We start from the raw sequence: 25,103 nt of genomic DNA on the forward strand, positions 1-25,103 counted from the left end.
CTCATTGCGATCTTTTCGATATGACTCTTCCTCCATTAAATCTGCGAGGAAGCATAGCGAATTGACCTGATACCGCAATGTCCGCAATTGGCGCAAAGCGGCCACCAACGCCCAAGTTCAGGGCGCGGGACGAGATGCTCCCCGCTGCTTTTACCGGACCTTTTGCTTTGGCTCGGGGCGTTCATCGCTACAATCGGATCGATTGGTCAGGCTTCGCCTGACCAATCGTCCCCCATCTTCCCCGGGTTCATGATGCCGAGCGGATCGAGCGCCGCCTTGATCCGGTTCATCACATCGACAGCCTTGCCATGCTCCTTACGCATGAACTTCAGCTTGGCCATGCCGATGCCATGCTCGCCGCTCGCCGTGCCGCCGACCTTCAGCGCCCGTTCGACGACCCGGTCGGCCATTTCGTCGGCTTCCTTCAGGTGGTCCGGATTGTTCGGATCGATCAGGTAGGCGGTGTGGAAATTGCCGTCGCCGACATGGCCGATGATCTGGCCCTTCAGCGAGGAAGCGTCGATATCGGCGCGGGCCGCGACGATGCTTTCGGCAAGCCGCGAGATCGGCACGCAGATATCGCCGGTATAAAGCTCGCAGCCCGGAATGATCGCCTTGGTCGCCCAGTAAAGATCGTGGCGGGCCTGCCAGAGTTTGGCGCGCTCGTCGGCATCCGCGGTCCAGCGGAACGAGATCGCGTTGTGTCCGCGGGTGATCTCTTCGGCAAGCTCGGCCTGTTCCTTCACCCAGGCTTGCGTCCCATGAAACTCGAAGAACAGCGTCGGGGCGACGGGCATGTCGAGCTTCGAATAGCTGTTGACGCCGGCGATCGCCACCTCGTCCAGGAATTCGACGCGGGCGACCGGGATGCCGTATTGCACCGCCTCGATGACCGCCTCCACGGCATTGGCGACGGTCGGGAACGGGCAGAAGGCGACCGACACCGCTTCCGGAATGGGATGCAGGCGGACCGTCAGTTCGGTGATGACGCCGAGCGTGCCTTCGGAACCGACGAACAGATGCGTCAGGTCGTAACCGGAAGAGGACTTTCGGGCTCGCGAACCGGTCCGGATGGCCTCGCCGTCCGGTGTCACCACGCGGAGAGCCAGCACGTTTTCGCGCATCGTGCCGTAACGGACGGCGGTCGTGCCGCTGCCGCGCGTCGATGCCATGCCGCCGATCGAGGCATCCGCCCCCGGATCGACCGAGAACATCAGGCCGGTGTCGCGCAGTTCCACATTCAGCTGTTTGCGGGTGACGCCCGGCTGCACGACGGCCAGGAGGTCCTCCGGGCGGATCTCGACGATCCTGTTCATTTCGCGGGTATCCAGAGAAATGCCGCCGCGGATCGGGATCGTGTGGCCTTCCATCGACGACCCCGCGCCGAAGGGTATGACGGGGACGCCATGCGTCGCGCAGGCCGAAACGATCGCCTGGACGTCCGCCTCGTCGCGCGGAAATACCACGGCATCCGGCAGGTGAGGGGCAAGCCGCGAGGTATCGTGGCTGTGATGTTCGCGGACGGCGGCTGACGTCACCAGCCTGTCGCCGAGCAGGCCCTTGAGTTGCGCGATCACCCTTTCGACCGGCGTGCCGAAATCATCCATGTGTTTTCCTCCCTGATACCGCGATGATGAATTGAATAGTCATGCCCGAGGCTCGATTCCGGTTGCCGGTCGAGGCAACCGGGCCGAAAATTTCCGCCTGTTCCGGCGGTTCCACGCAACGGTGTCTGACGCCGATACGGTATCCCAACCGATCGGCGGGTGGCTGGTTGCGAGCGAACATGGCCTCCTGCCGACCGGGGCCTCCCAACCCTGCTCTCCTGTCGCATTCCGTCTCCCATGTATGCATGAAGAAGCGCGCCCGAACATTCTAGACAGTTTGGGCGCCGGGTGAAGAGCCTATCGGAAAAATCTCAGGCCACCTGATTTTTTGGATCCCAAACGAAATGGCAGCTTGTTGTTTCAAGCCGGATGTGTTGAAATTCACCTGCTCGGATAGGCGATGCCAGGAGGAAGGCGTCACCTTGGGAGACCGGGCGTGGGAGGAAATCGATGTATACAAAGCTGTCCATGGCAGTTGCGGCTGCTATGGACGTGGCGGGTTCGGTTTCGGCTGCGGAGATGGCGCGCGACGCCATCGCGGCAGTGCCTTCGATGCATCGCGCGCCGGCTGGTTTTCTGCGTCCGGCAATTGCGTCCCTTCGAGGAATTTCCAACGGCCTTGCCGATCTGCCCTGGACGTGAGTCTGCGGTCTGATCGGCGGGATATTCACCGGCCGGAACGGGGAGGGAGCCTCGCCGGCCTCTGATCTCAACGGGAGGAGAACACATGAAACTGAAGGCATTGCTTGCTTCGGCCTGCCTCGCGGCGCTGGCCGCGGCCGCGCCGACCACGACCGCACGGGCCGCCGACGTCGAACTGACATTGTCGCACTGGGTGCCCGCCACCCATGCGCTGCAGCCGGGCGGCATGGAGATCTGGGCGAAATCGATCAGCGACGCATCCGGCGGACGCATCAAGATCACCATCTATCCCGCCTCGCAGCTCGGCGCCGCGCCCGACCATTACGACATGGCGCGCGACGGCATCGTCGATATCGGCTTCATCAATCCGGGTTATCAGCCGGGCCGGTTCCCGATCATCGCGGCGGGCGAAATCCCGTTCCTGATCTCGAACGCCAAGGGCGGATCACGGGCGCTCGACGAGTGGTATATGCAATATGCCGCCAAGGAGATGAAGGACGTGCAGTTCTGCATGGCGATCGTCCATGATCCGGGCACGCTGCACGGCACCAAGGGACCGATCCAGGTTCCGGCCGATCTCAAGGGCAAGAACATCCGCCCGGCGCATGCCACCATGGCGCGGCTGGTCAATTCGCTGGGGGCGGCCTCCGTTCAGGTGCCGGCCGGCGACATGCGCGAGCTGATCTCCAAGGGTGCCGCCGACATGACGGCGTCTCCGTGGAACTCGATCTACACGTTCGGCCTGCAGGACGTCACCAAACATCACCTCGACCTGCCGTTCTACGTCACGACCTTCGCCTTCGTGATGAACAAGGCCAAGATCGACGGCCTGTCGCCCGCCGACCGCAAGGTGATCAACGACCACTGCACGCCCCAATGGGCGGAGAAGATGGCCTCCAAATGGGCGGATGCGGAAGCGGCCGGCCGTCAGAAGATGATCGATGCCGGCGGCCACACCATGTACAAGCCGACGCCTGATGAAGTCGGGCTCTGGAAGAAGGCGACCGGCTCGCTGCAGGGCGAATGGGAAGCGGCCGCCACCAAGGCCGGCATCGACGCAAAGGCTGCGTGGGCAAATCTCGGCGAGACGCTGAAGAAATACAATGCCGATCTGAAGTGAAGGTTTTCAGGGATCGAACCGGGCGGGCGTTTCGGCGTCCGCCCTTCCCGTCATCCGTATTTCGAGCTCAGACATGAACCGATATCTCGAACGCTTCACCGAGGCAGTCGATATGATCGCCGGCCTCCTGCTGGGGCTGTGCACGATCCTGATCGTCGTCTCCACCATCGGCCGCTACATCTTTTCCTGGGCGATCCCGGACAGTTTCGACCTGTCCCGTTACCTGATCGGCGCCTGCATGATGTGGGGTTTCGCCTCGATCGGTTATCGCGGCGGCCATATCGCGGTCGATCTGCTTTACGAACCGCTGGGGCCGAGGGGGCGCCGGGTTCTCGATTTCATCGCCTGGAGCACGCTGCTCGCCTTCACCGTGCTGCTCGCCTACATGATGTTCTTCCGCCTGACGAGCGCCTACAACAGCAATGAATCCACATTCGACCTGCGCATTCCGGTCTGGCCGCTGATCGGCCTGATCTGGCTTGGCTGCGCGTCGGCCGTCGTCACCACGGCGATGGTTCCCTTCCTGCGGCGCAAGGCCGAGGAGACCAATCCGCTCGAGGGCCATGGCGTATGAACACCGCGGATCTCGTTGCCATCGGCGGCTTCGCCGCCATGTTCGTGCTGATGGGCCTGCGCGTGCCGCTCGGCGTCTCGATGGGCCTTGTCGGCATTTTCGGGTTTGCCGCCATGCGCGGCATCTCGCCGGCGCTCAACCTTTTGACCACCTCGCCGATCCGGGTGATCACCGATTTCAACCTGACGCTGGTGCCGTTCTTCATCCTGATGGGCGTGTTCGCCACCAATTCCGGCATGTCGCGGGAACTGTTCAGGACGGGGAACGCCTGGCTCGGGCAGTTCCGGGGCGGGCTGGCGCTGTCGACGATCGCCGCCTGCGCCGGGTTTGCGGCGATCTGCGGCAGTTCGATCGCCACCGCCGCCACCATGACCCGCGTGGCGCTGCCGGAAATGCGCAAGGCCGGATATGCGGACGCGACTTCCACCGGCGTGATCGCGGCCGGCGGCACGCTCGGCATCCTCATCCCGCCCTCGGTGATGATGGTCGTCTATGCGTTCCTGACCGAAACGGATGTCGGCCAGCTGCTGATGGCAGGCGTCGTTCCTGGCATTCTGGCGACGCTCATGTACATGGCGACCGTGCTGATCGCGCATGGCAAGCGCCTGCCGCCGGGTCGCAAGTTCGATCTGAGGGAGGCGTTCGCCTCGCTTCGCGATGTCTGGGCCGTGCTGGTTCTTTTCCTGGCCGTCATCGGCGTCATCTATCTCGGCATTGCGACGGCGACGGAAGCAGCCGCCGTCGGAGCGACGCTGACGATGATCATCGGCATCCTGCGCGGCCGGCTGAACTTCAAGCTGATCATGCAGAGCCTCGTGGAGTCGCTGCGCACCTCGGTGTCGCTGTTCAGCGTGCTGATCGGCGCCATCCTGTTCGGTTATTTCCTGGCGATCACCCAGTCGCCGCAGAAGCTGACGGCCTTCCTGGTCGGCATGGATCTTGGCCCCTATGGCACGCTGACGCTGATCCTGGTGATCTTCTTCATCGCCGGCGCACTGATGGACGAGATGGCGATGATCATCCTTCTCGTGCCGATCGTGTTTCCGGTCATCACCCATCTCGGTTTCGATCCGATCTGGTTCGGCGTCATCATCGTCGTTGCCTGCGAGCTTGGGATGATCACCCCACCGGTCGGCATCAACGTCTTCGTCATCAACTCGATCGCCAAGGACGTGAAGATAACGACGATCTATGGCGGCGTGATGCCGTTCATCCTGACCGACATCATCCGCCTCATCCTGCTCGTCCTGTTCCCGGCGATCGCGCTGTGGCTGCCGACGACGATGCGATAGGAGAGTGGAAATGCAGGCTCCGATACCAGCCCCGGCCCTGAGGCAGCTTTGCGAAATCCGCGCCGAGCTCGGCACGCCGATCGAAAAGGGAGGCGGCCCGGGCGGCCGCTGGCGGATCATCCCGATCATCGGCGGCGTGGTGGAGGGCGAGCGGCTTTCCGGCCGCGTCCTCAATCTCGGCGCGGATTGGCAGAGCGTCTATGACGCCGGGTATGCGGAGCTCGATACGCGCTACGTGATCGAAACCCATGACGGGGCGATGATCGACATCCGCAATTTCGGTTTTCGCCATGGACCGGTTGACGTGCTGGCAAAGCTCGCAGCCGGCGAGACGGTCGATCCGGCGCTCTATTACATGCGAACCAGCCCCCGCCTGCAGACCGGCGATCCGCGTTACTCCTGGCTGAACCATACGATGTTCATCGGCACCGGCGAGCGTCTGGCCAGTGCGGTCAGGATTGGCGTCTTCGAAGTGCTTTGATCCGCCGGCTAGGTCGGCTCTGGACCTTCTGAGAGATCAGAAGGTAAGCCACCTTGCCGTCATCCTCGGGCTCGACCCGAGGATCCAGCATCCGCAGTGCCAGGGGCGTGGATCCTCGGGTCGAGCCCGAGGATGACGACGAGTGGGGGAGCCAGTCCTGACATCAAATTGAAAGGCCGCCGGATCATGAACCCGGCGGCCTTTTTTGTTCTCGATGAAACCCGGTTGGCCTCAGGCCATGTGGATGGTCTTGACCTCGAAATAGTTTTCGAGCCCTTCCGGACCGCCTTCGCGGCCGACGCCGGACTGTTTGAAGCCGCCGAACGGATGGTGGATGTCGACGATCATGCCGTTGACCGTGACGCTGCCGGTGCGCATGCGGCGGGCAAAGGCGTAACCGCGTTCCGGTTGCGACGTGAAGACCGCGCCGGAGAGGCCGTACGTCGTGTCGTTGGCGATCTTTGCCGCTTCGTCCTCATCCTTGTAGGTGATGATCGACACGACCGGGCCGAAGATTTCCTCCTGGGCGATCTTCATGTCCATGGTCACGTCGGTGAAGACGGTCGGTTCGATGAAGTAACCGCGGTCGAGGCCCTTCGGGCGTCCGCCGCCGCAGGCGACCGTCGCACCGCCTTCGCGGCCGGCGGCGATATAACCTTCGACGCGGGAAAGCTGGCGCGCCATGGTGAGCGGACCCATCTGGGTGGTCGGGTCAGCCGGATCGCCCACCTTGATGTTCTTCACCGCTCCGACATAGAGGTCGATAAATTCCTGTTTGCGGGATTCCGGCACCAGGATGCGGGTGAGCGAGAAGCAGACCTGGCCGGTGATCGGCATGGAATAGACCATCAGGGCCGGCAGGGCCTTGGTGAAATCGGCGTCGTCCAGAAGCACGGCCGCGGACTTGCCGCCGAGTTCGAGGCTGACGCGGGTCAGGCGTTCGGAGCAGGCGGCGGAGATCGCCTTGCCGGCAATGGTCGAGCCGGTGAACGACACCTTGTCGATGCCCTTGTGGCGGACGAGGTAATCACCTCCTTCGCGGCCGGCCGGCACGAGGTTGAAGACGCCCTTCGGAATGCCGGCCTGCTCGATGCATTCGGCGAGCAGGTAGGCATCGAGCGGGGTTTCCGGCGAGGGCTTGGCGACAACGGTGCAACCGGCTGCCAGCGCTGCCGAGACCTTGTAGTTCAGCAGTACCATCGGCGCATTCCACGGCGTGATCGCCGCGCAGACGCCGACCGGTTCGCGCACGACGCGGACTTCGCCGCCATCGGCGCGCTTGCGGTGGCTGACGAAATCGTCGTTCTCGATCAGGCCGGCATAGTAGTTGTAGAGGCCCGGGTTCTGGCCGACCAGCTTCTTGGTGAGGAAGATCGGCGCGCCGACCTGGGTGGTCCAGGCATTGGCGATCTCGTCGAGGCGGGCGGTCAGGAGATCTGCGACCTTGCGCAGGTAACCGGCGCGCTCCTTGAAGGTCATGCGCGGCCACGGGCCGTTGTCGAAGGCGTCGCGGGCCGCCGCCACGGCCTTGTCGATATCGGCGTTGCTGGCTTCCGGATAGCTCATCAGCACTTCTTCGGTCACGGGCGAGATGACGTCGAGCTTGTTGGTGCCGAGCGGGGCGACCCATTCACCGCCGATGAAGAATTTTTCGGGGGTTTTCAGAACCTGTTCGTTTCTGACAGCGACATTCATTTCAGTCTCCTCCTCTGATAGAATGATTTCCAAAAGCCGCGGCCCTTTCATCTTGAGAAGGTCCCGCAGGCATGACGATAGTTCATCGCCCTTTTCGCAGCGGACGGCCTTACAGCCCTGCGCCTCGGCGATTTTTACGAAATCCATGTGGCCGATATCGACACCGTCGATGCGGCCGGAGCCTGCCCTTTCGGCAATCCCCTTCAACACCTTGTAGCCGCCGTTGTTGAGGATAACGATCATCAGATCGGCATCGTATTCAACCGCGGACCAGATCGACTGGATGGAATAGAGGCTCGACCCGTCGCCGATCACGGCGATGACCGGCTGTTCCGGCCTGGTCAAGGCGGCGCCGACCGAGCCGGGCAGGGCATAGCCCAGGCCGCCGCTGGCGGTCGCGAAAAAGCCGCCGGGCCGTTCGATCGGGAAGAAATCGTGCAGCGCGTCGCGGCCGCCCGGCGCTTCCTCGAAGACGATGCTGTCGGGCGAACGGACGTCCGAAAGCGTCTGGTAGAAGAATTCCTGGGTGATGCCCTTCGGCTGCTTCAGGCGCGGAATGGTGCGGGCCGGACCGCCGGCGCGCGGCGAGCGGCAGCGGAGGCGATAGACGAGGCTTTCGGTCGCGGCGCGCAGGTTCGAGACCATGGCGTTGCCGACGATGGCGCTCGCCGCCTGGGCCGGATCGTCGGTGATCAGGAAGAGTTCGGCGCCCGCGGGGATATCCGGGCCGGAGCCGGCGAAATGATAGGTGAAGGCCGGCGCGCCGAGTACCAGCACGAAATCGGAACCGTGCAGGCAGTTCGAAAGCTTCGGCTGGAAGGCCGGCAGGAAGCCGGCAAACAAAGGATGGCGTTCCGGGAAGCTGCAGCGGGACGAGAGCGGGCTCACCCAGACCTTGGCCTGCAGGATTTCCGCCAGCCGCACCGTCGCATCCCAGGCGTCGTCGAGATCGACGCCCGGTCCGACGACCAGCACAGGCTCGCGGGCCTCGTTCAGCCGGCGGGCGAGATCGTCGATCGCCGAGGCCGGTCCGCTGATCACCGTTTCCACGTCGCGGACGGCGATCGGAGCGGCTTCGGCCTGCCAGTCGCCGAGCGGAACCGAGACCATGACCGGGCCGCGCGGCGCCTGCATCGCCATGTGATAGGCGCGGGCGATCGCGGCCGGCACGTCCTCGGCGCGGGCGGGTTCGCAGGCCCATTTCACATAGGGTTTCGGAAAGTCGGTCGGGCTCTCGGCGAACAGGAAGGGATCATGCGGCAGGAGCTCGCGGCTCTGCTGGCCGGTGGTGATGATCAGAGGCGCCCGATTGCGATAGGCAGTGTAGATATTGCCGAGCGCGTGCCCGAGGCCGGCCGCCGAATGCAGGTTGACGAAGGCTGGCCTGCGGCTTGCCTGCGCATAGGCGTCGGCCATGGCGACGACGATCGATTCCTGCAGGCCGAGCACATAGGAAAAGTCTTCCGGCACGTTGACGAACATCGGCAGTTCGGTCGAGCCGGGATTGCCGAAGATGCGGTCGATGCCCTTCTGTCTCAGAAAGTCGAAAACCGCCTCGCTTACCGTCTGTCCACGCAGCTTCGTGCTGCCGGACAGGAAATCCAGCGACATCTTGTTCATGACTTCAGGCCTCCTCCCGGCCGGCAGGGTTCGCACCCTGAGCGCTTCTCCCAGCGCGGCGAGTGTTGCAGATAGCGCCCTGTCTTGGAATTGAAGAATTTCCAACAATCCATTACACAGAGGCATGACTTTGGATGTGCGATCGGCTCAAATCGTTTTGGAATGCGCGCGGCGCGGAAGCCTCGGCGCGGCCGCGACGGCGCTCAACATGACGCAGCCGGCGATTACCCGCATGCTGAAGCGGCTGGAAGACAGCTATGGCGTTCCCCTGTTCGAACGCACCACCCGCGGCGTGGTGCCGACTGTGTTCGGCGATGCGCTGCTTCCCTATGCCAAACTGGTCGTTTCCGAGATCGGCAATGCGACTGATGTCATACAGCAGATGCGGGGCGCCAGCCGCGGGGTGGTCAGGATCGGCGGGGTGGCGAGCGTCGTCAGCGGCTTCATCATCGCCGTCATCCGCGAGATGCGCGAACAGCACCCGGAAGTGCAATACCAGGTGATCGAGGATCTCGAGGATCGGGTGCTGGAAGGGCTAAAGGGTGGCACGATCGACATCGCCATCTCGCCGGAGCCCTATCTCGACGACGACATCATCATCGCGACGCCTGATTTCATGCACGACACGGTGTCCGTCTTTGCACGGTCCGATCATCCGGTCGTCCTGCGGGAGCATGTAACGCTTGCCGAGGCGGCTCGTTTCGGCTGGGCCCTGCCGCCTCCGGGAACGCCGACGGTGCGGGAATGGCAGCGGCGCTTCCACGACAACGCGCTGGAGCCGGACGCGCCGTCGATCGTCTCCCGTTCGGTGCCGGTCCTGAAGGCCGCGGTGCTTTCGGAGGCGCTTTGCTGCTGGATGCCGCTACCGCTCGTCCGCGAAGAGGTCGAACGGGGGAACATGGCACGCGTGAACGTGCCCGAACTCGACTGGCAGCGCACCTTTCGCGTCTACCGCCGCAAGAAGGGCCTGATGACGCCGCCGACGGTCAATCTTCTGCAATGCATCCGTCGCGTCAGCGAGACCTGGACGATGTAGGGCAGGGCGATCCGCGCTCTACTTCTGCTTGGCGCCGGCGCTCTTGCCGTCGGAGCTTTTCGACCTTTCCTCGAAACGGTCGGCGCCCTTGGCGAGATCCGAACCCTTCCTGGCCTCGACCTTCTTCTCTTCCTTGCGGGTGCTCTGTTTCAGACCGCGCGCGGATTCCTTGCCCTTTTCGGTTGGTGCCTGTTCGATACCCATGATTTCTCCTCCAGCGCCCGACCGGCGCGCCATCTGAACGGCCGGCACCGGAAGGTGTTCCCAGCATTCGCAGCTTTTAGAAATGCGCGTGTCCTAAAAGGTGGCTTATATGACATTTGAGCCAAGGCGTTCTGAATGTAGTTCTTCCTCAGGCGCATGGGGCGCCCAGGAGAACCACAATGTCCACTCTTTCGAAGGGCGCTGCCCTCATTACCGGCGCATCGTCCGGCATCGGGGCCATCTATGCGCAGCGTCTCGCCCGCCGCGGTCACGACCTGATCCTCGTCGCCCGCAGTCGCGACAAGCTTGATACGCTCGCCCGCCGCATCAGTGATGAGACCGGCCGTTCCGTCGAAGTCATCCCGGCCGACCTTTCCGACAAGGCCGATCTCGCCCGGATCGAAGAGGTGCTGCGCAACGATCAGAGCATCGGGGTGCTGGTCAACAATGCCGGCCTCGGAGCCACCGCGCCGCTGCTGTCGTCGGATATCGGCAAGATGGAGGAGATGCTGGCCCTCAATGTCAATGCGCTGATGCGGCTCACCTATGCTGCCGCCCCCGGCTTCGTCGCCCGCGGCCGCGGCACGATCATCAACATTTCCTCGATCGTGGCGATCGGCCCGGAAGTGCTGAACGGCGTCTATGGCGGCAGCAAGGCCTTCGTGCTCGCCTTCAGCCAGTCGCTGCATCACGAACTCTCGGAAAAGGGCGTGACGGTTCAGGCCGTGCTGCCGGGAGCGACCGCCACCGACTTCTGGGGTGTCGCGGGCACGCCGCTGGAACACCTGCCGGCCGAGATCGTCATGTCCGCCGAGGATATGGTCGATGCGGCGCTTGCCGGTCTTGATCAGGGCGAACTGGTGACCATTCCCGCGCTTCCGGATCTCGCCGACTGGCAGGCCTATGAGGCGGCTCGCCAGAAGATGCTGCCGAACCTTTCGCGCACCCTTCCTGCCGACCGCTACAAGGTCGTATCGAAAGCGGCGTAGATCCCGGCCCGGAAATCGGCCATTCTGCACTGACATGAGTGAGGTCTGCCATGCATCGTATCGGTTTCGTCATTTTCCCGGATTTCCAGGTCATGGGATTTGCCGCGATCACGGTGTTCGAAGTGGCAAACACGATGCTGGACGATGATGCCTATTCGATCACCATGCTGTCGGAGGAGGGTGGGCTTGTCCGTTCCTCCGCGGGTTTTGCCGTCGATACGCAGCGCTTCGATGCGACGGAATTCGACACGGTGATGATCGGCGCCGGCATGCAGGTGCCGTCGTTCTCGCCGGGCCTCCTCGATTTCGTGCGGAGGTCGGCGACAACCGTGCGCCGGCTTGCCGCTCCCTGTATCGGTGCCTTCGCGCTGGCGGAGGCCGGCATATTGTCCGGCCGCCGCGCCACCACGCACTGGGCCTTCGCTCGCGAGCTCCAGTCAAGATACCCGGCCGTCTGCGTCGAAGAGGACCGCATCTTCATCATCGACGGGACGGTCTGGACGTCCGCCGGCATGACGGCCGGCATCGATCTCGCGCTGGCCATGGTCGAGAAGGATCACGGGCCGGAGGTCGCCCGCTCCGCCGCCCGCAAGCTCGTCGTCCACCATCGCCGCAGCGGCGGCCAGTCCCAGTTTTCGAGCCTGCTCGAACTCGAGCCTAAATCCGACCGCATCCAGAAGACGCTGATCTATGCCAATGGCCACCTCAAGAATGCCTTGTCGGTGGAGGAACTGGCGGATGTCGCAGGCTTGAGCCCGCGCCAGTTCAGCCGCGCCTTCCGGGCCGAGACCGGTCAGTCCCCGGCAAAGGCGGTCGAGAACATCCGCGTCGAGGCGGCGCGCCTGCTGATGGAGCAGGGCCGCCATTCCATGGACGTGATCGCCGACGAAACCGGCTTTGCCGACCGCGAGCGCATGCGCCGGGCTTTCCTGCGCATACTCGGCCAGCCGCCGCAGGTCATCCGCCGCAATTCGAGGGCAGCCTGACCGGCGGATACCGGTCAGCCGGCCTTTCCGACCCGCTGGAGCGACGACAATTCCTTGATATAGGCGCGCCAGCCGCCATAGGTCGTGATGTCGAGTGCGCCCTGAAGCGCGAACGGTTCGGCCAGAAACCCCTTGGCCGACGTGCCGTCCGACAGCGTGACGGTGCCGATGCCAAGCGGCGGCGGGATTGCCGCGACGAACAGGCCGAAGGCCGCAGGCGTGAGCTTCCAGACCTCGACCTCGATCTCGCCCCCTTCGCCCTCGGCGACGCGTATCATGCCGGGTTTCGGCGGCACCGTGCCGGCCAGCGCGTAGAGCTTGTAGGCGGCGGATGTCCGGGCGGTGCGGGAAAAGGTGCCGCCAAGATCGGTGAGCTGGTGGTTGAGCGGCATGCCGGAAAGGTGGGCGCCGACCACGACGACGTCGATCAGGTCATCGCCGGCGACGGCCGCGGGAATTTCGGCCGGCGCGGGCAGCGGCCAGCCGGTGGCGCCGAGCGTGAGGCCGCTTGCCTGGTGAAGGTCACGGGCCAGTGACGCGGTGAGGCCGTCGCTGCCGAAGGGGGCGAGCAGCGTGACGCTGGCCGGCAGACCGTCGGCACGGGTGCCGGTCGGCACGGCGATGCCGCACATGTCGAGCAGGTTGACGAAGTTCGTATAGGTGCCGAGCCGGGAGTTTTCCCGGATCGGCTCCGCCGCGAGATCCGCTCGGCTATAGTGGGTCGGCGCGGTCGGCACGCAGAAGAGGTCCACCGAGGCGATCAGCGGCGCCAGCGCTTTCCTGAGCGCCTGCAGCGCATAAAAGCCCTTGAAGGCATCGGCTGCGGAGAGCGATTTGGCGCCGCCGTAGATTTTTCGCGTGACCGGGTGAAAACTTTCTTCCCTGGCGTCGAAGAAGGGTTTTACCGCCGCATAACGTTCGGCCACCCAGGCGCCTTCATAAAGAAGGTTGGCGACCTTGTAGAACTCGCCGAAGGGCACTTCGACGATGCGATGTCCGAGCCTTGCGAGCATCGACAGGGCGTCGCCATAGGCTGCTTCCATGACGGTGTCGCCGAAGAACTGCAAGTCCGTTTTGGCCGGCACGCCGATGGTCAGCACCGGAGGCGCCGAGCCGAAGCCGCTAACCGGAACGGCCTTCGAATAGGCATCCGTTTCGTCGTATCGAGCGGCGACGGAGAAGACTTTCCAGGCGTCGTCCGCCGTCAGCGCGAAAATCGAGACGCAGTCAAGCGTGCGGCAGGCGGGAATGACGCCGGTGGTCGAGAGCGCCCCGACGCTCGGCTTCAGCCCGACGATATTGTTGAGACCGGCCGGGATGCGGCCGGAGCCGGCGGTATCGGTGCCTAGAGCAAAACTGACGATGCCTTGCGCCGTTGCGACCGCCGAACCGGAAGAGGAGCCGCCGGGTACGAGCGTCGCGTCGATGGCATTCCTCGGGATCGGATAGGGCGAGCGGACCCCGACAAGGCCGGTCGCGAACTGGTCGAGATTGGTCTTGCCGATGACGAGGGCGCCGGCCGCCTTGAGCAGCTGGACGACGGTCGCATCCTTCCCGGGCACATAGACATAATCCGGGCAGGCAGCAGTGGTCGGCAAACCGGCGACATCGATATTGTCCTTGACGGCGAAGGGAATGCCGAACAGCGGCCGTGCCGGATCGAACGCCCCGAGTTCGGCGGCTTCGGCCAGCACCGCGGACCTGTCGGCCAGATGGATGAAGATGCCTGGATCATTCACCTCGGCGATGCGCGCGAAAACCGCTTCGACGATTTCCGCCACGCTGCCGCCGTCCCGGTAGAACGCATGAAGCGAAGCGATATCGAAGGCAGGTGTCTTTTCCGGCAGGCTCATGCCATTTCCTCTTCCAATATTGTCACCGGCCGGTCCCACTGGATCAGCACGACGCAGCCGGTATCGCTCCAGACGGAGTGTTCGGTGCCCGGCGCATTGACGATATAGCTGCCGCGGCCGTAATCGCCAGCCTCGTCGGACTGCACGCCCTCGAGCACGAGGATGGTTTCGAGCCCCTCGTGGCGATGGCGCGGCACGCCGGCGCCGGCCTCGTATTTGAGGAGCGCCACGCCGGGCTGGTCGCCTTCGAAGGGTCTGATCCAGTGGATTGTCACCTCCTTGCGAAAAGGCTCGAATTCCAAGTCTTTCCAGCCGCCTAGCGTCAGGAGTTCGCGGGTCGATTCAGGCATCCGTCATCCCCTTGGGCACGATCCTCTCCAGAATGTCGTCCACATGCGCAGTCCAGCCGACGATGGCACCCTGGGCGCGGATCATGGCGATGGCGGCGGCCTTGAACTCGGGAAAATAGCTTTCGGTCGCCTCTTCGGCGAGCAGGCATTCGTAACCGCGGTCATTCGCCTCGCGCATGGTCGTCTGCACGCAGACTTCCGTCGTCACGCCCGCGAAGACGAGCTGCCTGATGCCTTTCGCCTTCAGCACCTCGCCAAGCTCGGTGGCGTAGAAGGCGCCCTTGCCGGGCTTTTCGATCACCACCTCGCCGTCGATCGGCGCGAGTTCGGAAATGATCGCCGTGCCCGGTTCTCCGGAAATCAGCACGCGGCCCATGGGGCCGACATCGCCGATCCGGAGTGTCGGGTTGCCGCGGTCGCGCTTGGCGGGCGGCAGGTCAGAAAGGTCCGGCTTGTGGCATTCCATCGTGTGGATGACGGGCAGGCCGGCATCGCGAAATCCCTGGATCAGGCGTTTCACATCCGGCACGATTTTGGTGATCCGGCCGACGTCGTTGCCGAGGCTCGCTCCGAAACCGCCCGGCTCGGCGAAATCGCGCTGCATGTCGATGACGATCAGCGCCAGAGCCTCCGGTTTCGCCGGGAAGGCGAAGGGTTGCGCCTTGATCTCGATTACCCCTCCGGCCATCAGTGATGCCCCGCCATATGCGCGCCGATGACGCCGATATCGGCGGCGCGGATCGGGGTCTCATAGACCAGCTTGCCCTCCGAGATCACCATGATGCGGTCCGACATTTCCAGCAGTTCGTCGAGGTCTTCCGAGAGCAGCAGCACGGCGGTGCCGGAGTTGCGGGCGCGCATGATGCGGGCGCGGATTTCCGCCACAGCGGAAAAATCCAGCCCGAAACAGGGGTTGGAGACGATCAGCAGGTCCACCTCGCCGGTGAGTTCCCGGGCGAGCACCGCGCGCTGGACGTTGCCGCCGGACAGGGCTGCGATCGGAGACGAGGAGGAGGCGGTCTTGACCTTGAAATCCGAGATCAGCGAGGAGGCCCGTTTCTTCATCTCGCCCTTGTTCAGCCAGACCGCATCCTTGCCGTCGCTCTTCAAGTCGAAGGTGCGGAAAGCGAGGTTTTCGCTGACCGTCATCTTTGGCGCACAGGCGTTCTGCAGCGGTTCTTCGGGAATGAAGCGGACGTTGTTCCTGCGGGTCTCCGGCCTCGTCGCGCCATAGGTCTCGCCGTTAACGGTTACCGTGCCCCGGTCGGTCGGACGCTGGCCGGCGAGGATTTCGGTCAGTTCCTTCTGGCCGTTACCGGAAATGCCGGCAATGCCGACGATCTCCCCGGAACGGACCGTCAGGCTGTCGATCTCGATCGTCTTGAGGCCCGAGCGGTCCGGCGCCTTGACCTGCTCGACCTTCAGCACCGATTTTGCTTCCTCCGCCACCGGCAGGCGGCTGTCGAGTTCGGCGAGCTTGACGTCGCCGATCATCATCGCCGCCATCTCGGCGGTGGAAAGTTCGCTGACCTTGCCGGTGCCGACCAGCTTGCCGCGCCGCAGGATCGAGCAGGCATCGGCGAACTTGGTCACCTCGTGGAACTTGTGGCTGATCATCAGCACGGTCAGTTCGCCGCGCTCGGTCATGCCGCGCACGATACCGAGCATTTCGTCTGCTTCGGCAGGCGTCAGCACCGAGGTCGGTTCGTCGAGCACCAGGAAGGAACGGCCAAGATAGAGCTGCTTGACGATTTCCAGCTTCTGTTTTTCGCCGGCCGCCAGTTCGCTGACCGGCCGTTCGAGCGGGATCTTGAACGGCATGCGTTCCATGAAGGCGGCAAGAGCCTTGCGCTCCTTCGCCCAGTTGATCACCGAGGGCACGGCGGTGCGGCTGATGACCAGGTTTTCGGCGCCGGTCAGCGAGGGAACCAGGGTGAAGTGCTGGTAGACCATGCCGAGCCCGTAGGTCGCCGCATCCTTGGGCGAGGCGACCGAGACTTCGCGGCCATCGACCGAAAGCGAACCCGAGGTCGCGTGGTAGAAGCCCATGATGCATTTGACCAGCGTCGACTTGCCGGCGCCGTTTTCGCCGAGCAGCGCGTGGAACGAACCGGCGGGCACCGAGATCGAGACATTGTCGAGCGCGGTGAAGGAGCCGAAACGCATCGTCATGCCGAGGGTCTCGATGCCGACCGCCTTGCCGGACTGGGGGAGCGGAGTGTCGCGGATAACGCTCATGGCAGTTGGCTCACCAGGGTCGAGGAATTGGAAACTGAGCCGAAGACGCCGCCCTGCATCTTGACCATCTTGATGGCGGCGAGGTGATTGCCGTAGTCGGTGGCGCCGCAGCAGTCCTCGAGCATCAGGCACTCAAAGCCGCGGTCGTTCGCCTCGCGCATGGTGGTCGAGACGCAGACATCGGTGGTGATGCCAGTCAGGATGATGTTTTCGATGCGCTTCTGGTTGAGGATGAGTTCGAGGTCGGTGGCGCAGAACGAGCCCTTGCCGGGCTTGTCGATGATCACCTCGCCCTCGATCGGATAGAGTTCCGGGATGATGTCCCAGCCGGGCTCGCCCCTCGTCAGGATGCGGCCGCAGGGGCCGGGATCACCGATGCCGGCGCCGATGCGCTGCGAGCGCCAGCGCTTGTTGGCGGGCAGATCGGCAAGATCCGGGCGATGGCCCTCGCGGGTGTGGATGATGTGGTAGCCTCGCGCACGCATGGCGGCGAGCACCGTCTTGATCGGCTCGATCGGGGCCTGCACCAGCGACAGGTCGTAACCCATATGATCGACATAACCGCCCTTGCCGCAGAAATCGGTCTGCATGTCGATGATGATCAGGGCGGTGTTTTCGGGTCTGAGATCGCCGTTATAGGGCCAGGCATAGGGATCGGCGTCGATATAATGCCCTTTGGTTTCAACCATCGCGTCCATCATTGTCTCTCCTATTCGCCAGCCAGCTTGAAAGTCTCGCCATAAGACCGCACGGGTTTGTCGAAGCCGCAGGAGGTGCCGTCGGTGACCTTCACCGCGTCCTCCCAGGGCAGCCTGTATTTCCCGGCAATCAGGTCGTGCATGTAGGTATAGGGCGCATCGCCCGCGCCGCCCGATACGGCGACGTAACCGCGATGGCCGAACTGGTAGATATTGTTCTCGACGCCCCAGCCGAGCCTTGCCTCGCGCACCAGGTCGGGGCGCACTTCGGCGGTGATGATCTCGTTGACGCGGCCGGACGTGCCGTGGGCGATGATCGAACCGTCGAAATTGCAGACCATGCCTTCGCCCATGGAATCGAACGTGCCGTCCGAGCCGCACATGCACACGCTTGCCGTCACCATCAGGTTGCAGAAGGCGTTCGACTGGTTGGTGAATTTCCAGCTTTCGCGGATCGGCGCGGTGTATCCAGCGGTGCGGATCATGATCTCGGCGCCCTTGTAGGCGCATTCGCGGGCCATTTCCGGGAACATGCCGTCATGGCAGATGATCAGCGCCAGTTTGGCGCCCTTCGGCCCGTCGATGACCGGGATGCCGAAATCGCCCGGCTCCCAGGGTTCGACCGGTACCCAGGGGTGCATCTTGCGGTAATAGAGTTTCAGATCGCCGCTATCGTCGATGACGATGCCGGAATTATAGGGCATGCCGCCGGGATTGAGCTCCATGAGCGAGAAGCAGCCCCAGATCGCGTTGTCCTTGCAGGCCTTGCGGAAGGCCGCGACTTCCGGGCCGTCCAGCGTGCACATGATCTCCGGATTGATATCCATCGAAAGCCCGTGCAGGGCGTATTCGGGAAAGACCACGAGATCCATGCCCGGCTGGTTGCGCCGGGCCTTGGCGACGAGATCGACGATGACCTGTGTCTGCCGGGCGAGGTCCGCCCGGGTGACGGTCACCGGAAGCTGGAGCTGCACGAGGCCGATACCGACGCCGTGCTCCGATTTGTTGAGGCCGCCCAATCCGTTCATTCTGTTTTCCCCTTATTTCGTCAGCGACAGCGCGCCCGGCGCGCCGGCAAGCGCGCGGGTGGGCGAGGAGGTGGCAATCAGGATGATCAGGGTGAGCACGTAAGGTGCCGCGTAGAACAGGTAATAGCCTTGCGTGACACCGACCGATTGCAGGGCGGGGCCGAGCGCGCCGGCGCCGCCGAACAGCAGCGCGGCGAGGAAACAGCCGATCGGGTTCCAGCGGGCGAAGATGACCAGCGCCACCGCCATCAGGCCCTGGCCCGAGGAAATGCCCTCATTCCAGGAGCCGGGGTAATAGAGCGACAGGTAGGCGCCGCCGATCGCGGCCAGTGAGCCGCCGGCGGCGGTCGCCAGCAGCCGGATGCGGTCGGGGCTGATGCCCATGGCGCGGGCCGCATCGGTGCTGTCGCCGACGACGCGCAGGATGAGGCCGATGCGGGTGTTTTTGAACGCCCACCAGAGGAACAGGGCGAGGGCGGCACCGATGAAGAACAGGACATTGATGTTGAGTGCCGCCTGGACCTGCGGCACGGCCGACCAGGAGCCGAGCGGAATGGAAGGCAGTTTCGGCGCCACCGGCTGGATGAAGGATTTTCCGAGGAAAAAGGCAAGGCCCAGGCCGAACTGCATCATGGCGATGCCGATGGCGATGTCGTTGACCTTGGGCCATTTGCAGATCCAGCCATGGATGGTGCCGAACATCGCGCCGGTTGCCATCGCCGCGAGCACGCCCAAGGTCGGCGAGCCGGTCATGACCGCGACCGCGTAAGCCGTCATGGCGCCGAACACGAGCGTGCCTTCCAGCCCGAGATTGATGCGGCCGGAGCGTTCGGTGATCGTCTCGCCGAGCGAGACGAAGATGAAGGGCGTGGAGACGCGGATGGCGCCCGCGAAAATCGCCAGAGGCACGCCCCAGAGGCCGATACCTGTGTCTTCCATCGGTCAGCTCCTTTTCCAGAGGTCGGGATTGAAGATCTTGAAGCGGCCGTAAAAGGTCTCGCAGAACAGGATGACGATGAAGAGCGTGCCCTGCAGCACCAGGACGGTGGCATCGGGCAGGCCCATGCGCCGCTGGATCAGGCCGCCCGAGGCGGAGATGCCGCCGAGCAGGATGGCGACGGGAATGATCGCCAGCGGATTGTGCCGCGCCAGGAAGGCGACGAGGATACCGGTATAACCGTAGCCGGCGGCAAGCGAGGCATTGGCGCTGCCCTGCACCGCCGCGACCTCGATCATGCCGGCCAGGCCGGCAAAACCGCCGGCAATCGCGGTGAAGCCGACGATCAGCCTGCCGACCGGCAGGCCTTGAATCTGGGCGGCGCGGACATTGCCGCCGGCAATGCGGGCGGCAAAGCCGAAGCTGGTGATCTCGATCAGCACCCAGGAGAGGATGCAGGCGACGACGCCGATGACGAGGCCCCAATGGACGTCCATGCCGGGGATCTGGCCGAGCATGTATTCCTTCGGCAGCGGTTTGGTGGAGGGCTTGTTGAGGCTGGCGGGATCACGCAGCAGCCCTTCGACGAACTGGTTCATCAGGGCAATGGCGATATAGGCCAACAGCAGCGAGGAGATCGTCTCGTTGACGCCGCGATAATGGCGCAGGAAGCCGGCAAAACCGATCCAGATGCCGCCGACGACCGCGGCGGCGAAACCCATGAACAGGAAGAGCATGACCGGCGGCACGATGCCGACGAAGGGCATGGCGCTGGCCGCCGCCGCGACGCCGCCGAGGACGACCGCGCCCTCGGCGCCGATGATGACGAGGCCGAGCCGTGCCGGCAGCGCCACGCAGAGTGCCGTCAGCAGCAGCGGGGCGGCGCGGGACAGGCTGTTCTGTATCGAGAACCAGCTTCCGAAACCGCCCGTGTACATGAGCTGGAAGAGGGTGATCGGCGACTTGCCGATCGCCAGGATGAACAGGGAGAAAAGCGCCAGGCCGATCAGGATGGCCACGAGCCCGATTGCCACGGGCTCGGCCCGTCGCGCCAGCCATTCGAGAAGGGGGCGGAGCGAAGCTCCGCTTCCCGCCGCTACCGATAGTCCCGGATCGTTCGCTTCGACCGTCATGGCGCTTCTCCTTCGCTTCAAGGTTCAGGACGTCGAGCCGACGACGCCCTCGACCAGGTAGGCCATGCTCTCGAGATCGATCGCGTCTTCCGCATAGGCCTTGTCGGCGGTGATGACGACATTGCCCTTGTTGTCCTTGATCGGGCCCTTGAAGACCGAGAACTTGCCGGACATGATCTCGGCGAGCGTCGCTTCGAACTTCTTGCGGCCTTCGGCGGAGACGGCCGGTCCGAGCGGGCTCATCTTGACGAAACCGTCCTTCAGGCCGCCGCGGACGAAATTGCCGAGCTTGCCGCCGCTCTGGGCCGCCTTGATGAAGTTGGTATAGACATTGCCCCAGGCCCATTCGGCGCCGGTCAGGTACTTGTCCTTGGCGAGCGCGCTCTGGTTGGCGTGGTAACCGCAGACGAAGGCGCCGCGGCCGGCGGCGGTCTCCGCGACCACTTTCGGGCTGTCCACATGGCAGGTGATGACGTCGGCGCCCTGGTCGACCAGCGCGTTGGTGGCCTCCGCCTCCTTGACGGCGAGCGACCATTCGCCGGTGAAGATCACCTGGCAGGTGATGGTCGGATCGACCGAGCGGGCGCCGAGCAGGAAGGCATTGATGTTCTGCAGCACCTGCGGGATGGGCTTGGCGGCGACGAAGCCGATCTTCTTGCTCTTCGAGGCATAACCGGCCGTGACGCCGTTCAGGTACTGGCCCTGGAAGATATAACCGAAATAGGAGCCGGTATTGGCCGGATTTTTGCCGTCGGTCCACAGACCGCCGCAATGGCGGAACTGGATCTTCGGATATTTCGCGGCCATGGCCAGCATATGAGGGTCGAAATAACCGAACGAGGTCGGGAAAAGCAGGGTGGCACCATCGAGGTTGATCATCGATGCCATGGTCTTCTGGACGTCGACCGTTTCCGGAACGTTTTCCTCCTCGACCAGCGTGATGCCCGGCATCTTCTTGATGACGGCGGCACCCTCGGCATGCGCCTGGTTGTAACCATAGTCGTCCTTGGGGCCGACATAGATGAAGCCGACGGTAAGCGCCGTCTGGGCCAAGGCCGGCGAGCCGATCAGGCCGGGCGCGACACCGGCGGCGAGGCCGGCGGCGGAGGCCTGGAGAAAATTGCGGCGGTTCATGGAAAGGAGTTTGGTCATCGGGATGCTCCTTGCGGCGCTGGGCCGGTTTCGAACGGGTACAGTAAAAGTGCATGCAATGTGCGTGCCAGACATCAAGCTGTTGTTATTGCATTTGAATTTTTGTGACCGGAAACGGCAGGATGAAAAGTGCATACAGATTCATCGCGGATTCGATTAAGAAATAGTCAGTAGATATTATTTGTTCAGCAAACGGGCAGGGCGGGCAATACGGCAATTGCCGGTGCCGTTTTCCGGCCTCCGAAAGCCGAAAATTACCAATGGTTTGCCCTCGTCATTTGACTTATGGAGTTGGGAGCGGCATCTGTATGCAAGTTTTAGGAGTTCAGTAGAATCGTTCCCGTGAAGCAGGTCAAGCGCAGAGAAGTCATCCGTACCGGAACCACCGTCGAGCAGATGGTGCGGGCGATCGCCGACATGATCGTCACTGGTGCCCTTCTGCCGGGCGAGAAGCTCGACGAGATATCGCTCGCCTCGCGTTTCGAGGTATCCCGTACGCCGGTGCGCGAGGCGCTTCGTGAGCTGGGGGCAATGGGGCTTGTGGGGCGCGAGCCGAACCGCAGCGCCGTTGTCACCAACGTCACCGAAACTCACCTCCACTCGATGTTCGAGGCTATGGCCGAACTCGAAGGCATCTGCGCGCGGCTGTCGGCGGAGCGTATGACGGTGGACGAGCGGCGGGCGCTGGAACTCGACCATCGCGGCTCGATGCGGCTCGTCCATGCCGGCGCCGAAGAGGACTATGCGGCGCACAATACCGAATTCCACACCAGGCTCTATCGCGGCGCCCATAACGACCATGTCTTCGAGATGGTGACCCAGACGCGGGCACGGCTCGCCCCCTTCCGACGGGCGCAGTTCCGTCTGCCGGGCCGGCTGGCGAAATCCTATGAGGAGCATGACCGGATCGTTGCGGCGATCATGCGCGCCGATGCCGCTGCGGCGGGGCAGGCGGCTTATTCCCATGTGGAAATCGTCAGCGATGCCAGCGCCGTGTTTGCGACGGCGGGGGAATAGGGACACGCCCTCTTGTTTCAGCGTCGACACGGTTGTGCGACCCTCTATGTCTATATAGGGTTGTATTTTCGCAGGACTCCGAGCCAAATGGAGACGGGTTGATCGGCCGGTGGGAAAATAGGCGGGGGTGGGGGTATGAGTGATGTCGATAGCAGTCCGGCTGCGGAGATCCCGGATAAACCGAACGGGAAGACGCTGGCTTCCCTTTGGAACGGCACTGCAAACGTCTGCGGCGTGCTCGGTCTCGTGATCGGTGTTGCCTGGACGTTCCCAAGTGAAATTTGGGAAGCCTATTTCAGCAGCCAGGTCAAGATGGAAGAGGGCGTCAAGGAAGCCATCGTGCAGATGGCTTCCGTCTACAAGGAATTCGCCCTGTCCCAGGGAGCGAACCTGAACGATCAGGCCCGGTTCATGCTGAACTCAATCGCCATCGTGCAGATCAGCTATCATCTCGACAAGATCAGCAAATATCCGGATGAGATATTTGCCAGGTCGAGTTATTTCGAAAACCTAGCGCTGGCAGGCCTCGCCTATCAGGTCCAGAGATATGATGATGCTCTGCGATTCAACAAATCGGCAATTATTGCTGCCAATCGCGAGAAGATCGAGCCACTCGAAGCCTATACCGGCATCGCCAACGCGACGACCGGGCGAGATGGCGCCAGCGCCATACAGGAAGCCCGGGAAAGTTACAAACTGGCTCTGAGGGCAGGGTTCAAGCGCCAGAAAACCGGACGGGCAGACTATGCCATGGCTCCTCTGTCCGTGATGATCGACGCATCGCTTACGGAGCTTAAGATCGGTTCGTGGGAATGCGGCAATACCCTTGCAGGTCTGGTCGAGCTTCAATTGACCAAACCTGAGATGAAGACCGTGGCAATGGCTCAAACCGCGCTGTCGGTCTTCAAGAGCATCAAGGCGACGATCACACCCGTGGCAGGAAGATCTGCTTTCGCCTGCGACTATTTTTCATCGCTGAACTAGCCAAGGTTTTCAGGACTTAGCGCCCGGCGACCTTGCCGAATAAAACACCTGCGGCTCGTAGCTGAAATCCTTGTCGAAGGGGTAGGTTGCCTTCAGCTTGCGGTGGCGTTCCAGGCGTTCGACGAACTGGTCGACGACGCCCGGTGACAGCGCCATCAGGTTGGGGTTGGCGATCGGTGCCAGTTCGGGGGAGAGATAGCCGGATTTTACCACGATGATCTTCGCACCGTTGGGGTCAAGGCCGAGGCGGGTGAAATCGGCGATGTAGTGGTAGGGGCGCCGCTTGGCGGAAAGGACGAGTTCGATGCCGCCGATGGCGACCACCGCCTGTCGGTCGGCCAAGTCGGTTGTCTCGTGGAGGAACTGGACCCTCACCCTGGCCTGAACCGGCTTGCTGCCGATCGTGTCCAGCGAAGCGCCGATCGAAAGGTCGAGTTCGGCGCCGACGCCGGCGGCGTAGCAGGCCTCGGTCGCTGCCTTGTCGGCGATGCCGGCGAAGACGACACCGGTGGCATTCCTGGCCATTAACTCGGCCAGCACTTCGGCGCGGTCGCCGACGCCGCCGCCGGTCGGGTTGTCGCCGGATTCGGCGAGCACGACCGGTGCCGTCTTCGAGGCGATCGCCTTGTCGACGCATTCCTGGATCGAGCCGGTCTCGCATCCGAACACGAATTTTTCGCGCGCATCCCAATAGGCCCTGGCGACGCGTTTTGCCTCGCGCTCCAGAACGGCCCGGTCGGTGCCGGTCATGATCGCGGCGGCGGTGCCGCGGGGTTCGTCTGCCCAGACGTAGCCGACCATCAGCGAGGCATCCCAGACGCCGTCGATCGCGTCGATTTCCGGCATCATCTCGTACAGGCTCTTGGCCGGCTCATCGACCGTCGAGGTGCGTTCGCCGGGCAGCACGACCGGGATCGGCGCCCAGAGCAGCACCGGCCGGACGCCGGTCTTCAGGCTTTCGACCAGCATTTTGACCGAGCGGCGCATGGTCTCCTCGACGTCGATATGCGGCGCGGTGCGGTAGGTCGAATACATGTCGAGCGCGTCGACGATCCGCTGGCTGACATTGCCGTGCAAGTCGTAGCTGGCCGAGATCGTGCAGTCGGGGCCGACGAAATCGCGGGCGGCGGTGATCCAGTCGCCCTCGGCATCCTCCATGCCCTGGACATACATGGCCCCGTGCATGGCGAGGTAGAGACCGTCAAGCGGCAGAAGCGGCTTCAGGCGGTCGAGGAACTCGGCCTTGAAACGTTCGTACGTGGAGCGGGAGACCGGCCCGCCGGCAATGGCGCGGCAGTGGATGGTGGGCAGGAATTCGGCGTCATAGTCCTTGAGAAAGGCGAAATAGGGCGCCGCCGTCAGTTCCTCGCCGCGCACGATGCGGAAATCCTTCTCCTCGTTGAGGACCGGATTGTAGGTGCTGCATTCGATATGGATGCCGCCGACAGCGATACGCAAGGACCTGGA

General features: G+C 63.5%; 23 protein-coding genes. 10 read left to right on the forward strand and 13 right to left on the reverse strand.

Features of this window, described 5'->3' with window-relative positions; translation table 11 throughout:
* Window positions 1-206 precede the first annotated feature (206 nt).
* Window positions 207-1,607 carry an FAD-linked oxidase C-terminal domain-containing protein gene (locus J2X76_RS17080; RefSeq protein WP_310218359.1) on the reverse strand — a complete coding sequence of 467 codons (1,401 nt, stop codon included), beginning with the start codon at window positions 1,605-1,607 and terminating at the stop codon, window positions 207-209.
* A gap of 450 nt (window positions 1,608-2,057) precedes the next feature.
* Here J2X76_RS17080 and J2X76_RS17085 point away from each other — a divergent pair, with 450 nt between their 5' ends.
* From J2X76_RS17085 to J2X76_RS17105, 5 genes are all read left to right on the forward strand, one after another.
* Window positions 2,058-2,249 carry a hypothetical protein gene (locus J2X76_RS17085; protein ID WP_310218361.1) on the forward strand — a complete coding sequence of 64 codons (192 nt, stop codon included), beginning with the start codon at window positions 2,058-2,060 and terminating at the stop codon, window positions 2,247-2,249.
* 85 nt (window positions 2,250-2,334) lie between these two features.
* A complete protein-coding gene (locus J2X76_RS17090) occupies window positions 2,335-3,369 on the forward strand; it encodes a TRAP transporter substrate-binding protein (RefSeq protein WP_310218363.1) in 1,035 nt (344 codons plus the stop codon).
* A gap of 73 nt (window positions 3,370-3,442) precedes the next feature.
* Complete coding sequence (locus tag J2X76_RS17095) at window positions 3,443-3,943, forward strand: TRAP transporter small permease (protein WP_113127127.1); 501 nt, start codon at window positions 3,443-3,445, stop codon at window positions 3,941-3,943.
* On the forward strand, window positions 3,940-5,235 hold the full coding sequence (locus J2X76_RS17100; protein WP_113127126.1) for a TRAP transporter large permease: 1,296 nt from the start codon (window positions 3,940-3,942) through the stop codon (window positions 5,233-5,235). The genes J2X76_RS17095 and J2X76_RS17100 overlap by 4 nt, the downstream gene beginning before the upstream one ends.
* Window positions 5,236-5,245: 10 nt before the next feature.
* A complete protein-coding gene (locus tag J2X76_RS17105) occupies window positions 5,246-5,716 on the forward strand; it encodes a DUF3237 domain-containing protein (protein WP_310218365.1) in 471 nt (156 codons plus the stop codon).
* A gap of 231 nt (window positions 5,717-5,947) precedes the next feature.
* Here J2X76_RS17105 and mdlC read toward each other — a convergent pair whose 3' ends face one another.
* A complete protein-coding gene (gene mdlC, locus J2X76_RS17110) occupies window positions 5,948-9,031 on the reverse strand; it encodes a benzoylformate decarboxylase (protein WP_310218368.1) in 3,084 nt (1,027 codons plus the stop codon).
* A gap of 124 nt (window positions 9,032-9,155) precedes the next feature.
* Between mdlC and J2X76_RS17115 the strand changes: the two genes are divergently transcribed.
* Window positions 9,156-10,067 (forward strand): LysR family transcriptional regulator, encoded by a 912-nt coding sequence (locus J2X76_RS17115; protein ID WP_113127125.1) that lies wholly within the window; start codon window positions 9,156-9,158, stop codon window positions 10,065-10,067.
* Window positions 10,068-10,085: 18 nt separating this feature from the next.
* On the opposite strand, the gene J2X76_RS17120 is transcribed toward J2X76_RS17115, so the two are convergent.
* Window positions 10,086-10,271 carry a hypothetical protein gene (locus tag J2X76_RS17120; protein ID WP_113127124.1) on the reverse strand — a complete coding sequence of 62 codons (186 nt, stop codon included), beginning with the start codon at window positions 10,269-10,271 and terminating at the stop codon, window positions 10,086-10,088.
* A gap of 179 nt (window positions 10,272-10,450) precedes the next feature.
* Between J2X76_RS17120 and J2X76_RS17125 the strand changes: the two genes are divergently transcribed.
* Together J2X76_RS17125 and J2X76_RS17130 are read left to right on the forward strand one after the other, a co-directional pair.
* Window positions 10,451-11,260, forward strand: a complete 810-nt coding sequence (locus tag J2X76_RS17125) for an SDR family oxidoreductase (protein WP_113127123.1) — start codon at window positions 10,451-10,453, stop codon at window positions 11,258-11,260.
* A gap of 50 nt (window positions 11,261-11,310) precedes the next feature.
* A complete protein-coding gene (locus J2X76_RS17130) occupies window positions 11,311-12,246 on the forward strand; it encodes a GlxA family transcriptional regulator (protein WP_310218373.1) in 936 nt (311 codons plus the stop codon).
* Window positions 12,247-12,260: 14 nt separating this feature from the next.
* On the opposite strand, the gene atzF is transcribed toward J2X76_RS17130, so the two are convergent.
* From atzF to J2X76_RS17175, 9 genes are read right to left on the reverse strand one after another with little or no spacing between them, the layout of a single operon-like run.
* A complete protein-coding gene (gene atzF / locus J2X76_RS17135) occupies window positions 12,261-14,099 on the reverse strand; it encodes an allophanate hydrolase (RefSeq protein ID WP_310218376.1) in 1,839 nt (612 codons plus the stop codon).
* Window positions 14,096-14,449 carry a cupin domain-containing protein gene (locus J2X76_RS17140; RefSeq protein ID WP_310218378.1) on the reverse strand — a complete coding sequence of 118 codons (354 nt, stop codon included), beginning with the start codon at window positions 14,447-14,449 and terminating at the stop codon, window positions 14,096-14,098. Before J2X76_RS17140 ends, atzF begins: the two co-directional genes overlap by 4 nt.
* Window positions 14,442-15,137, reverse strand: coding sequence for a cysteine hydrolase (locus J2X76_RS17145; protein ID WP_310218381.1), 696 nt, complete (start codon window positions 15,135-15,137; stop codon window positions 14,442-14,444). The genes J2X76_RS17140 and J2X76_RS17145 overlap by 8 nt, the downstream gene beginning before the upstream one ends.
* Window positions 15,137-16,687: an ABC transporter ATP-binding protein gene (locus tag J2X76_RS17150; RefSeq protein ID WP_310218383.1), complete on the reverse strand. Its 1,551-nt coding sequence runs from the start codon at window positions 16,685-16,687 to the stop codon at window positions 15,137-15,139. The genes J2X76_RS17145 and J2X76_RS17150 overlap by 1 nt, the downstream gene beginning before the upstream one ends.
* Window positions 16,684-17,385 carry an isochorismatase family cysteine hydrolase gene (locus J2X76_RS17155; protein ID WP_310218385.1) on the reverse strand — a complete coding sequence of 234 codons (702 nt, stop codon included), beginning with the start codon at window positions 17,383-17,385 and terminating at the stop codon, window positions 16,684-16,686. The genes J2X76_RS17150 and J2X76_RS17155 overlap by 4 nt, the downstream gene beginning before the upstream one ends.
* Before the next feature lie 11 nt (window positions 17,386-17,396).
* A complete protein-coding gene (locus tag J2X76_RS17160; RefSeq protein WP_310218388.1) occupies window positions 17,397-18,413 on the reverse strand; it encodes a formamidase in 1,017 nt (338 codons plus the stop codon).
* A gap of 12 nt (window positions 18,414-18,425) precedes the next feature.
* Window positions 18,426-19,352, reverse strand: coding sequence for an ABC transporter permease (locus tag J2X76_RS17165; protein WP_310218390.1), 927 nt, complete (start codon window positions 19,350-19,352; stop codon window positions 18,426-18,428).
* A gap of 3 nt (window positions 19,353-19,355) precedes the next feature.
* Window positions 19,356-20,483, reverse strand: a complete 1,128-nt coding sequence (locus J2X76_RS17170) for an ABC transporter permease (RefSeq protein ID WP_310218392.1) — start codon at window positions 20,481-20,483, stop codon at window positions 19,356-19,358.
* 24 nt (window positions 20,484-20,507) lie between these two features.
* Complete coding sequence (locus J2X76_RS17175; protein WP_310218394.1) at window positions 20,508-21,635, reverse strand: BMP family ABC transporter substrate-binding protein; 1,128 nt, start codon at window positions 21,633-21,635, stop codon at window positions 20,508-20,510.
* A gap of 342 nt (window positions 21,636-21,977) precedes the next feature.
* On the opposite strand from J2X76_RS17175, the gene J2X76_RS17180 reads away from it, so the two are divergent.
* Window positions 21,978-22,652 carry a GntR family transcriptional regulator gene (locus tag J2X76_RS17180; protein ID WP_310218396.1) on the forward strand — a complete coding sequence of 225 codons (675 nt, stop codon included), beginning with the start codon at window positions 21,978-21,980 and terminating at the stop codon, window positions 22,650-22,652.
* Window positions 22,653-22,787: 135 nt separating this feature from the next.
* The gene (locus tag J2X76_RS17185) at window positions 22,788-23,636 is read left to right on the forward strand and encodes a hypothetical protein (RefSeq protein ID WP_310218398.1); all 849 of its coding nucleotides are present in this window, start codon (window positions 22,788-22,790) and stop codon (window positions 23,634-23,636) included.
* A gap of 9 nt (window positions 23,637-23,645) precedes the next feature.
* On the opposite strand, the gene J2X76_RS17190 is transcribed toward J2X76_RS17185, so the two are convergent.
* Window positions 23,646-25,094 (reverse strand): M81 family metallopeptidase, encoded by a 1,449-nt coding sequence (locus J2X76_RS17190; protein WP_310218881.1) that lies wholly within the window; start codon window positions 25,092-25,094, stop codon window positions 23,646-23,648.
* Window positions 25,095-25,103: the final 9 nt, after the last annotated feature.

Source organism: Neorhizobium sp. 2083 (assembly GCF_031455615.1).
In the GTDB taxonomy this organism is placed as follows: domain Bacteria; phylum Pseudomonadota; class Alphaproteobacteria; order Rhizobiales; family Rhizobiaceae; genus Neorhizobium.

Coding starts and splice junctions, on each gene's coding strand:
- J2X76_RS17185 (WP_310218398.1), top strand. CDS start 22,788: ATGAGTGATGTCGATAGCAGTCCGGCTGCGGAGATCCCGGATAAACCG.
- J2X76_RS17150 (WP_310218383.1), bottom strand. CDS start 16,687: ATGAGCGTTATCCGCGACACTCCGCTCCCCCAGTCCGGCAAGGCGGTC.
- J2X76_RS17160 (WP_310218388.1), bottom strand. CDS start 18,413: ATGAACGGATTGGGCGGCCTCAACAAATCGGAGCACGGCGTCGGTATC.
- J2X76_RS17080 (WP_310218359.1), bottom strand. CDS start 1,607: ATGGATGATTTCGGCACGCCGGTCGAAAGGGTGATCGCGCAACTCAAG.
- J2X76_RS17100 (WP_113127126.1), top strand. CDS start 3,940: ATGAACACCGCGGATCTCGTTGCCATCGGCGGCTTCGCCGCCATGTTC.
- mdlC (WP_310218368.1), bottom strand. CDS start 9,031: ATGAACAAGATGTCGCTGGATTTCCTGTCCGGCAGCACGAAGCTGCGT.
- J2X76_RS17090 (WP_310218363.1), top strand. CDS start 2,335: ATGAAACTGAAGGCATTGCTTGCTTCGGCCTGCCTCGCGGCGCTGGCC.
- J2X76_RS17130 (WP_310218373.1), top strand. CDS start 11,311: ATGCATCGTATCGGTTTCGTCATTTTCCCGGATTTCCAGGTCATGGGA.
- J2X76_RS17115 (WP_113127125.1), top strand. CDS start 9,156: ATGACTTTGGATGTGCGATCGGCTCAAATCGTTTTGGAATGCGCGCGG.
- J2X76_RS17105 (WP_310218365.1), top strand. CDS start 5,246: ATGCAGGCTCCGATACCAGCCCCGGCCCTGAGGCAGCTTTGCGAAATC.
- J2X76_RS17125 (WP_113127123.1), top strand. CDS start 10,451: ATGTCCACTCTTTCGAAGGGCGCTGCCCTCATTACCGGCGCATCGTCC.
- J2X76_RS17155 (WP_310218385.1), bottom strand. CDS start 17,385: ATGGACGCGATGGTTGAAACCAAAGGGCATTATATCGACGCCGATCCC.
- J2X76_RS17175 (WP_310218394.1), bottom strand. CDS start 21,635: ATGACCAAACTCCTTTCCATGAACCGCCGCAATTTTCTCCAGGCCTCC.
- J2X76_RS17165 (WP_310218390.1), bottom strand. CDS start 19,352: ATGGAAGACACAGGTATCGGCCTCTGGGGCGTGCCTCTGGCGATTTTC.
- J2X76_RS17095 (WP_113127127.1), top strand. CDS start 3,443: ATGAACCGATATCTCGAACGCTTCACCGAGGCAGTCGATATGATCGCC.
- J2X76_RS17170 (WP_310218392.1), bottom strand. CDS start 20,483: ATGACGGTCGAAGCGAACGATCCGGGACTATCGGTAGCGGCGGGAAGC.
- J2X76_RS17120 (WP_113127124.1), bottom strand. CDS start 10,271: ATGGGTATCGAACAGGCACCAACCGAAAAGGGCAAGGAATCCGCGCGC.
- J2X76_RS17145 (WP_310218381.1), bottom strand. CDS start 15,137: ATGGCCGGAGGGGTAATCGAGATCAAGGCGCAACCCTTCGCCTTCCCG.
- J2X76_RS17140 (WP_310218378.1), bottom strand. CDS start 14,449: ATGCCTGAATCGACCCGCGAACTCCTGACGCTAGGCGGCTGGAAAGAC.
- J2X76_RS17085 (WP_310218361.1), top strand. CDS start 2,058: ATGTATACAAAGCTGTCCATGGCAGTTGCGGCTGCTATGGACGTGGCG.
- atzF (WP_310218376.1), bottom strand. CDS start 14,099: ATGAGCCTGCCGGAAAAGACACCTGCCTTCGATATCGCTTCGCTTCAT.